This window comes from Aeromonas sp. R6-2, assembly GCF_040908155.1.
In the GTDB taxonomy this organism is placed as follows: domain Bacteria; phylum Pseudomonadota; class Gammaproteobacteria; order Enterobacterales; family Aeromonadaceae; genus Aeromonas; species Aeromonas schubertii.
The window spans coordinates 24,626-31,707 of the sequence record NZ_JBFODE010000001.1 but is presented as its reverse complement, the minus strand read 5'-3'; the positions used below and the strand labels follow the sequence as shown (position 1 = coordinate 31,707).

8 protein-coding genes are annotated in these 7,082 nt (G+C 62.7%); all 8 read right to left on the bottom strand.

Features of this window, described 5'->3' with window-relative positions; translation table 11 throughout:
* Positions 1-70 precede the first annotated feature (70 nt).
* Positions 71-307 (bottom strand): hypothetical protein, encoded by a 237-nt coding sequence (locus tag AB5Y48_RS00155; protein ID WP_050667371.1) that lies wholly within the window; start codon positions 305-307, stop codon positions 71-73.
* A 12-nt stretch (positions 308-319) separates the two neighbouring features.
* On the bottom strand, positions 320-781 hold the full coding sequence (locus AB5Y48_RS00150; RefSeq protein ID WP_050667399.1) for a chemotaxis protein CheX: 462 nt from the start codon (positions 779-781) through the stop codon (positions 320-322).
* A gap of 16 nt (positions 782-797) precedes the next feature.
* A complete protein-coding gene (zur, locus tag AB5Y48_RS00145) occupies positions 798-1,229 on the bottom strand; it encodes a zinc uptake transcriptional repressor Zur (RefSeq protein WP_050667372.1) in 432 nt (143 codons plus the stop codon).
* Between the two features lie 153 nt (positions 1,230-1,382).
* On the bottom strand, positions 1,383-2,843 hold the full coding sequence (nuoN, locus tag AB5Y48_RS00140; RefSeq protein ID WP_224162368.1) for an NADH-quinone oxidoreductase subunit NuoN: 1,461 nt from the start codon (positions 2,841-2,843) through the stop codon (positions 1,383-1,385).
* Positions 2,840-4,351, bottom strand: coding sequence for an NADH-quinone oxidoreductase subunit M (gene nuoM, locus AB5Y48_RS00135; protein WP_060584096.1), 1,512 nt, complete (start codon positions 4,349-4,351; stop codon positions 2,840-2,842). The genes nuoN and nuoM overlap by 4 nt, the downstream gene beginning before the upstream one ends.
* 34 nt (positions 4,352-4,385) lie before the next feature.
* Entirely contained in the window at positions 4,386-6,233 is a 1,848-nt protein-coding gene (gene nuoL, locus AB5Y48_RS00130) for an NADH-quinone oxidoreductase subunit L (protein ID WP_136612852.1), read from the bottom strand.
* Positions 6,230-6,538 carry an NADH-quinone oxidoreductase subunit NuoK gene (gene nuoK / locus AB5Y48_RS00125; RefSeq protein WP_050667376.1) on the bottom strand — a complete coding sequence of 103 codons (309 nt, stop codon included), beginning with the start codon at positions 6,536-6,538 and terminating at the stop codon, positions 6,230-6,232. Before nuoK ends, nuoL begins: the two co-directional genes overlap by 4 nt.
* Positions 6,535-7,077: an NADH-quinone oxidoreductase subunit J gene (nuoJ, locus tag AB5Y48_RS00120; RefSeq protein WP_368163374.1), complete on the bottom strand. Its 543-nt coding sequence runs from the start codon at positions 7,075-7,077 to the stop codon at positions 6,535-6,537. The genes nuoK and nuoJ overlap by 4 nt, the downstream gene beginning before the upstream one ends.
* Positions 7,078-7,082: the final 5 nt, after the last annotated feature.

Here is a 7,082-nt window from a genome sequence, read left to right as displayed (position 1 = left end):
GCCCCTTCTGTTTTTGGTTACCCTGGTCTGAATGAGGAAATGAAAAAGGCCTGCGCTGGCAGGCCTTTCATCAATGGTGGGGTGGGTCCTTCATGGGGTGGTCGGGGCCATCCAGCCCGTACCACTCCCACTGCCAGGTTCCGGCGTGCCAGATCATCCTGGCCCAGGGGAAGAGGGGCTGCCAGCGGGGGAGCCGTACTTCGACCCGGTTATCCTCATACTTGTAGAGGGAGGTCTGAATGTGAAAGTCGCAGATGATGAGCAACAGGGCCCAGAGAATCAAAATCCATTTCAATGCACGCCACATCCTGTGGCCTCCTTATTCGAAGCAGATCTCTATGGTTGCGCGTCCAAACTCTGACTCGAAGGGCATCATCAACTTCATCCCGTCGGCCTTGTGGGTGATGGTATGGCTCGGGCCTGCCACCACGATGGGGGTGGCCATGTCAAACTCGTAACCTTTCTCGCCCAGCATGCGTTTGGCGCCGCCGGTCACCATGTTGGTGATCTCGCCCACCATGTCGGTCACCTCTTCATTGATACCGTTGGGGGCTTCTCCCAGCATACGGCGCATGATCTCCAGCGCCAACCCCTTCTCGAAGCTGATGGAGAGAGAGCCGCGGGTCTGGGGACCGACCATGCCGATCAGCCCAGAGACATCGCCCCGGGCCAGCTCGTCCGTTTTACGCTTGGGTTTCCCCGGCTTGAGCTCGAGCTGTGCCATGGTGGTCATGACGTTGAGCAGTGACAAGAGAAATGGATTGATGAAATCTGCTTTCATGGTGTTTCCCCGCAGATCAGGCGCACCGGGCGCACTGACCATGAGCCTCAATGGTCTTGTTAGTAATAGTAAAGCCGTGCTGCCTGGCCTGCTCGAGAAACGCGCTGTCGATCGTGCTGTCGTGCAGCTCGACCACATTGCCACAGCGATCGCAAATAAGCAGCTGCATGGGATGGGCATGGTCGAAGTGACAGCAGTAGATATAGGCGTTGAGTGACTCCACCTTATGGGCAAAGCCCTGTTCGAGCAAGAAGTCGAGTGCTCGATAGATGGTGGGTGGCTTGGCATTGGGTTCGGTGAGACGCAATTGATCGAGCAGATCATAGGCGCTGATGGCGTTACCGTGTCTGGCGAGCAGGCAGAGTACCTGCTGGCGGGTAGCGGTAAAACGCAGTCCCCGCTGTTCACACAGACGTCGGGCGCGGCTTAACAGTTGTTCCAGATCCATGACTCGACCAATGACCCCCCAAGTGAGGCCTCATAGTATCACAGGGGAAAAGATTGAGATGCCTTTCCCCCTCTGGGCACCCCTCTGGCCCTCAATTCTGTGACCTTGGATCTCCTCGTACTGAAAGGCAACCCCGGCCAGGCCGGGGTTGGATCAGAAGTGCAGGCTCATCATACCGCGGACCAGGCTGATGAGAGGCTGCGGCATGATGCCAAGCAGCAGGACGGCAAGGGCCGAGAGCAGCACCACCACCCCGCCGGAGGAGAGGTGCCACCCGGTCTCGGCATCTCGGCGCTGCATACCGGGCTCACGCATGTAGAGCGTCACCATGACCCGCAGATAGTAGAAGAGGCCGAGGGCGCTGCCGAGTACGATGGCGCCGGCCAGCCACCAGAGTTGGGCCTCCACGGTGACCCCTACCAGGTAAAACTTGCCGATAAAGCCCAGTGTCATGGGGATGCCCGCGAGGGAGAGCAGCATGACGGTGAGCACGGCCGTCAGATAGGGGCGGTGCCAGAAGAGGCCTCGGTAGTGGTGCAGGCCATCGGCATCCTTACCGTGGAAGGGGCTCGACATGGTGCTGACCACCCCGAAGGAGCCGAGGCTGGTGAAGAGGTACATGAGCAGATAGACCCCGGCCGCCTCCATGGGGAGCTGGCCGAGCCGGCTCGCTACGATGGCGGTGAGCAGATAGCCGAAGTGGGCGATGGAGGAGTAACCCAGCATCCGCTTGATATTGCTCTGCATCAGGGCCAGCAGGTTGCCGAGCAGGATGGAGAGGATGGCGATGGCCGCCAGCAGCCCGTGCACCGCAGGGTCTGCCGCCGCCGGGACGGCCAGGTAGAAGCGCAGCAGCACACAGAAGACGGCCAGCTTGCTGACGGTGGCGAGGAAGGTGGCCACGGGCGCGGGTGCCCCCTCGTAGACATCGGGGGTCCAGAGATGGAAAGGGGCCAGCGACAGCTTGAAGCCGAACCCCACCAACATCAGACCGATACCCGCCAGCAGCAGGGGGTGATGAGCGGGTTGGGTGCTCATGGAGTGACCGAGCGCGGTAAAGCTGAGGCTGCCTCCCTGGGCGTAGAGCAGGGCCATGCCAAAGAGCAGGAAGCCGGTGGCGGCGGCCGAGAGCACCATGTATTTGATGCCGGCCTCCAGGCTGTGGCGCTCGCCGCGGGCATAGGCGACCAGGCCGAACATGGGCAGAGTCAGCATCTCGATACCGATAAACAGCGAGGCCAGGTGGCGAGCCCCGGTCAGCACCAGTCCGCCGGCGGTGGCGATGAGCAGCAGCAGATAAAACTCTTCCCGGTTATCCGGCAGGGTCTTGAGCCAGCTTCGGGCGAAGGTACAAGTGGCCAGGGCCCCCACCAGCACCAGCGCCGAGTAGAAGAGGGCGTAGCCATCGACGATAAGCAGGGGGGTGACCGATTGGGGCGCCAGAGAGAGGAGGAAGGGAATCGAAACCAGTGCCCCGTTGAGCCCGGTAATGGTCACCAGATAGGCAAACTCCTGATTGCGCCGCCAGGCGATGGCCAGCATCAAGGCCACCAGGGTGGCACTGGTCAATAGCAGGGGCAGCAGGGCCAGCAGTTGAGAAGCGGTAAAGGTCATTGCAAGGCTCCGGGAGTCACAAACCAGTGCATCACCTGGGTGACACTGGCGCTGGCGGTATCCAGCACGGGTTGCGGGTAGAGGCCGAGTAGCACCAGCAGGGCCGCCAGACCCAGCATCATGGTCACCTCGCGGCCATCCAGTGCCGGCAGGGGATCGCTACTCTTGGCGGGGCCAAAACTGGCTCGGTGCAGCATGATGAGGGAGTAGACGGACGCAAACACCAGACCAAAGGTGGCGACCGTCGTGATCACGGGGGCGATGGGGAAGCTGCCGAGCAGGATCAGGAACTCGCCCACGAAGTTGCCGGTGCCCGGCAGGCCGAGGGAGGCGACCGAGAAGAACATCATGATCCCCGGCAGGTAGCGCAGCCGGCTCCAGAGCCCTCCCATTTCGCGCAGATCGCGGGTGTGCAGCCGTTCGTAGAGTTGGCCACACAGGATAAAGAGGCCGGCGGCGGAGAGGCCGTGGGCGATCATCTGCACCACGGCCCCTTGCAGGGCCAACTCGGTTCCCGAGTAGATGGCGATCATCACAAAGCCCATGTGGGAGATGCTGGTGTAGGCCACCAGGCGCTTGATGTCGGTTTGGGCAAAGGCGGCCAGGGCCCCGTAGAAGATGCCCACCAGACCCAACGCCATGGCGATGGGGGCAAACTGGGCCGAGGCCTCGGGGAACAGCGGCAGGGCGAAGCGCAGCAGGCCATAGGCGGCGGTTTTCAGCAGGATCCCGGCGAGATCCACCGAACCGGCGGTCGGTGCCTGACTGTGAGCGTCCGGCAGCCAGCCGTGCAGGGGGACCAGGGGCATCTTGACCGAGAAGGCGATGAAGAAGCCGAGCATCAGCACCCACTGGGTACTCTCGCTCATCTCGGTGTGGAGCAGCTCCTGATAGTTGAAGGTGAGTACACCGGTGCCGTGATAGTGAGTCAGTACCAACCCCAGGATGGCGACCAGCATGATGAGGCCGCTCGCCTGGGTGTAGATGAAGAACTTGGTGGCGGCATTGATGCGCGACTTGCCATCGCTGACCGAGTGACCCCAGAGGGCGATCAGGAAGTACATGGGGACCAGCATCATCTCCCAGAAGAAGAAGAAGAGGAACAGATCCACCGCCATGAAGACCCCGAGCACCCCCCCCAGGATCCAGAGCAGGTTGAGGTGGAAGAAGCCCACCCGCTGCACTATCTCCTTCCAGGAGCAGAGGATGGCGAGTACACCGATGAGGGCGGTCAGCACCACCATCAGGATGGAGAGGCCATCCACGGCCAGGTGCAGATCGATGCCAAAGCGGGGGATCCAGGGCAGGCGCAGCTCGGCGCTCCACTGGATGAGCCCGTTCTGGGGCAGGGCATAGGTGCCACCGAGCCAGAGAGAGCCGGAGATGAGCAGGACTGCCGACATGGAGAGCAGCGCCACCCAGCGCACCCAGCGGGAGCCGAAGCGTTCCCCTTGCCAGCAGAGCAGGCCGCCGAGGAAGGGGATGAGCAGGATCAGGAGTAGAGTCACGATATCCTCGCTTAATGCAGTGACGGCCTGGCCGTCACACCAACAAGAGCACGGCCAGTACCAGCACGGCTCCCAGTCCCATTGAGGCCGCATACCAGCGCAGTTTGCCGGTCACGGTCAGGGAGAGCGTGCGGTGTGCCCACAGGGCCAGGGCCGCATTCCAGCCCATCACCCGATCCGCCGGGTCCGGGCCGCAGAGTCGGGTCAGGGCCAGGAAGGGCCGTACAAAGAGACGATCATAGAGCCAGTCAAAGCCCCAGGCGTGCAGCCAGAGGGTGGCCAGCGGGCGTCCCGGCGTGCTCTCGCCCAGCGCCCTGGTGAGGCGTCGCTCGCCGAGAAACAGGAAGGCTGACAGGGCGATGCCCGCGATGGCCACGACCCCGGAGAGGATCTCCAGCCCATGGCGTCCCGCTTCGATATGATCCCCCGGCCCGGCCGGCAGCACGCCGGCCAGAGGCGGCGCTATCAGGGCACCGACGCCGGTGGAGAGCACCAGCAGCACCAGCAGCGGCAGATGGTGGGCGAGACCCTGACCGGGATGGGCCTGGGTCTGCTCCTTGCCGTGGAAGGCGATGAAGATGAGGCGGAAGGTGTAGAGGGAGGTGAGGAAGGCCCCCACCAGACCCGCCAGCAGCAGGGTTTGCTGGCCGGAGGCCTGTACCTGCCACAAGATGGCGTCTTTGCTGTAGAAGCCTGAGGTGACCAGCGGCAGGGCCGCCAGCGCCGAGCCCCCGACCAGGAAGCAGGCATAGACCAGCGGCAGGCGCTTTCTCAGTCCGCCCATCCTGAAGATGTTCTGCTCGTGGTGGCAGGCGAGGATCACCGAGCCCGACGAGAGGAACAGCAGCGCCTTGAAGAAGGCGTGGGTCATCAGATGGAAGATGGCACCCTGCCAGGCGCCGACACCGAGCGCCAGGAACATATAGCCAATCTGGCTCATGGTCGAGTAGGCCAGGATGCGCTTGATATCGGTCTGCACCAGGGCGGCGCAGCCGGCCAGCAACAGGGTAATCGCCCCCACCACGGCAACCAGGTGCAGGACATCCGGCACCATCACAAACAGACCGTGGGTGCGGGCGATGAGGTAGACCCCTGCCGTCACCATGGTGGCCGCATGGATCAGTGCCGATACCGGAGTCGGGCCGGCCATGGCGTCAGCCAGCCAGGTTTGCAGCGGCAACTGGGCGGATTTACCCACGGCGCCACCGAGCAGCATCAAACAGGCCAGCGCCAGCGTGGGTGAACCTTGCTCCAGCAGGGTCGGTGCCCGAACCAGCAGCTCATGGATGTTGAGGGTGCCGAGCTCGCGATAGAGGATGAAGAGGCCGATGGCGAGGAAGACGTCACCCACCCGGGTCACCACGAAGGCCTTGAGGGCCGCGGCGCCGTTGTTTCTGTCTTGGTAGTAGAAGCCGATCAGCAGGTAGCTGCACAGCCCCACCCCTTCCCAACCCAGATAGACAAACAACAAGTTGTCGGCCAGCACCAGGAAGATCATGCTGGCGATGAAGAGGTTGGTGTAGGCGAAGAAGCGGGAATAGCCCTCCTCACCGCGCATGTACCAGGAGGCAAACAGGTGGATGAAGAAGCCCACCCCGGTCACCACCCCCATCATGGTGAGCGACAGTCCGTCGAGGGAGAGGGTGAAGGCAGGAGTAAAGCTGCCCACCGATATCCAGTGCCACAGGGTCTGGGTGAAGACACCGGCTTCGGGCGGGTTGCCGAGGAAGTCGATGCCGACCCAGAGGGTGATGAGGGCCGACAGACCTATGCTGCCGACGCCGATGAGGGCCGAGCGCGATTCGCTCAGGCGTCCCTGGGAGAAGGCCAGCAGCAGCCAGCCCAGTAGCGGAAATATGAAGGTCAGAGTTAGCAGGCTCATCCGCGCATCTCGCTCACAGTGTCCACGTTCAGGGTGTGGTAACGACGATAGAGCAGCAGCACCAGAGCCAGACCGATACTGGCCTCGGCGGCTGCCAGGGAAATCACCAGGATGTACATGATCTGGCCGTCCGGTTGCACCCAATGGCTACCGGCCACCACGAAGGCGAGCGCCGAGGCGTTCATCATGATCTCTATGCTCATCAGGATGAACAGCAGATTGCGCCGGATCAGCAGGCCACACAGGCCGATGCAGAAGAGAATGGCCGCCAGCAGCAGGCCATGTTCCATGGGAATATCGATCATGCCTCACCTCCCTGATGTTCTTTCTGCTTGGGTACCGAGAGCACCTCGCCCGGTTTCTCCTCACGACCCAGATGCCAGGCGGTGACCAGACCGGCCAGCAGCAGGATGGAGGCGAGCTCGACCGCGATGACGTAGGGGCCGAACAGGCTGATCCCCACCTGCTTGGCGGTTACCTCCATGGTGCCGAGCTGACCCCCGGTCAGCCCCAGTATGCCGTCGACCAGGAAGGCGAGCAGCAGCAGCGAGAGCAGGGCAGGTCCCACCCAGGTGGCGGGGGAGAGCCACTTCTTCTCTTGCTCCGAGGCCGAGCCCAGATTGAGCATCATCACCACGAAGACAAACAGCACCATGATGGCTCCGGCGTAGACAATCACCTGCATGGCACCGGCGAAGGCCGCCCCCAGCACGAAGAAGATGACCGCCACCGCGATGAGGGAGACGATCAGATTCAGCAGCGCATGCATGGGGTTGCTGGCGCTGATGACCCTCAGGGTGGCGTAGACGGCGACCAGGGCCGCCACGTAAAACAGCAGTTCCATGGGCT

Excerpts from the sequence above, each read along its gene's own strand:
- AB5Y48_RS00155 (WP_050667371.1), bottom strand. The coding sequence starts at position 307 with ATGTGGCGTGCATTGAAATGGATTTTGATTCTCTGGGCCCTGTTGCTC.
- AB5Y48_RS00150 (WP_050667399.1), bottom strand. The coding sequence starts at position 781 with ATGAAAGCAGATTTCATCAATCCATTTCTCTTGTCACTGCTCAACGTC.
- zur (WP_050667372.1), bottom strand. The coding sequence starts at position 1,229 with ATGGATCTGGAACAACTGTTAAGCCGCGCCCGACGTCTGTGTGAACAG.
- nuoN (WP_224162368.1), bottom strand. The coding sequence starts at position 2,843 with ATGACCTTTACCGCTTCTCAACTGCTGGCCCTGCTGCCCCTGCTATTG.
- nuoL (WP_136612852.1), bottom strand. The coding sequence starts at position 6,233 with ATGAGCCTGCTAACTCTGACCTTCATATTTCCGCTACTGGGCTGGCTG.
- nuoK (WP_050667376.1), bottom strand. The coding sequence starts at position 6,538 with ATGATCGATATTCCCATGGAACATGGCCTGCTGCTGGCGGCCATTCTC.
- nuoJ (WP_368163374.1), bottom strand. The coding sequence starts at position 7,077 with ATGGAACTGCTGTTTTACGTGGCGGCCCTGGTCGCCGTCTACGCCACC.